General features: G+C 46.1%; 1 protein-coding gene. It reads right to left on the bottom strand.

Features of this window, described 5'->3' with window-relative positions; genetic code table 11:
- A partial coding sequence (locus tag BXO87_RS00060) for a beta-ketoacyl synthase N-terminal-like domain-containing protein (RefSeq protein ID WP_239692956.1) occupies positions 1–1,617 on the bottom strand: 1,617 nt, incomplete at both ends.

Here is a 1,617-nt window from a genome sequence, read left to right as displayed (position 1 = left end):
TCTTCAACGACATCACAAGGCTTATCAGGCTTACGATCCCTGAAGCCGCCAAGGTATGACCGATATTCGGTTTCGTCGACGTTAATGCACAGTAGCTTCTTTCCTCTGTATAGTCTTTAAATGCCTCTGCCAATGCATTAATCTCGATCGGGTCACCGAGCTTTGTCCCCGTTCCATGGGTCACGATGTATTCCATATCCTCTGCCTTGATATGAAAACGATCGTACACTTCTTTGATGAGCCGGCTTTGCGAACGTCCGCTTGGCGCGGTAATTCCGTTCGTTTTTCCGTCATAGTTAATTCCGCTTCCCACTACGGTTGCGTATACAGGGTTACCGTCGGATTCCGCTTTTGACAGCCTTTTTAAAACAATAACGGCCACGGCTTCCGCCGGCACCATTCCATTTGCACGCTTGTCAAAGGCGTAACACTTTCCGTCTGCCGACAGCATTCCCGCCTTGTCCATACTGTCGTAACCCTCGGGGGTGGTCAAAAGATTGGCCCCTGCCACGATGGCAGTATCACATTCTCCGTTTCTGAGGCTCTGACAAGCCTGATGAACAGCTACAAGTCCTGACGAGCACGCCGTATTGATGGCCATGTTTGGACCATCAAGGTTTAGGAAATAAGAAAGTCTGGCGGCAAGCACAGCATTATTATTGGAAGTAACGCCGCCCTTACTTCCAGTCATAAGGCTATAGTCACCATCTTCTACTCCTACGAAAAAACCTACCTTTTCATCTCCAAATGACTTAGAACCATAGCCGGCATCTTCTAATGCTTTCCAAGATTCCTGAAGGAGCAGCCTCTGTCTAGGGTCCATCGTCTCTGCTTCACGAGGTGATAGTTCAAAGAAAAGAGGATCAAATTCAGCGATTCCCGGTACCACTCCAACTGTTCTCTTCTTCGATCTGTTACCTTCGATAGTGTCATTGCCTGCCCGCCACTCGACGCGCTCATATGGAACCTGACATATTACCTCCTGACCCTCATATAAAATGGACCATAGTTCCTCTACGTTCCTTGCATCCGGAAACCTTCCGCTCATTCCAATGATGGCAATCGGATCTTTTTCAACCCCAGGCTGTTTCTGCTTTATCCCCAATTTTTTGGAACGGCTCTTTCTTATTTTCTGTCCTCTATTTTCCGGTGGTGTTGTTAAAGAAACTTCTTTCCCGCTTTCGTGATAGAACGCCTGCATTTCATCAGAATAACGTTCAAGGAAATACTGACTTAACCTCTCTATCGTCGGATAACCAAAGAAAATATCCGGCGTAATCTCTAATTCATAACGCTCACTTAACACATCGGCAAATTCCGCAAGACTGATAGAGTCGAAGCCGAAGTCACCTAAACCCTCATCTATATTCAGCTTTTCTTTTGGATACTTAAGGATCTGACTGATCGCATCCTTTAGTTCCCAAATCACACACTGTTTTATGTTCCAGCCGCTCATTTCCGCTCTTCTGCCTTTTCCAGAAGGTAACGCTGCTCTTTTCACTTCGGTTTTTGTCCTTGTTTCTTCACTTAATCCAAGGAATTTATATACTCTCTTCCGATTTCCGGTCATGACAAGCCACTGAGTCTGTTTCTGGCGAAGAATGGCTTCAAAAACTT

This window comes from Bacillus sp. GZB (assembly GCF_001975995.1).
Lineage (GTDB): Bacteria > Bacillota > Bacilli > Bacillales > Bacillaceae > Bacillus > Bacillus velezensis.
Note: the sequence above shows the minus strand (reverse complement) of the source record. Positions and strands in the feature narration are given on the sequence as shown.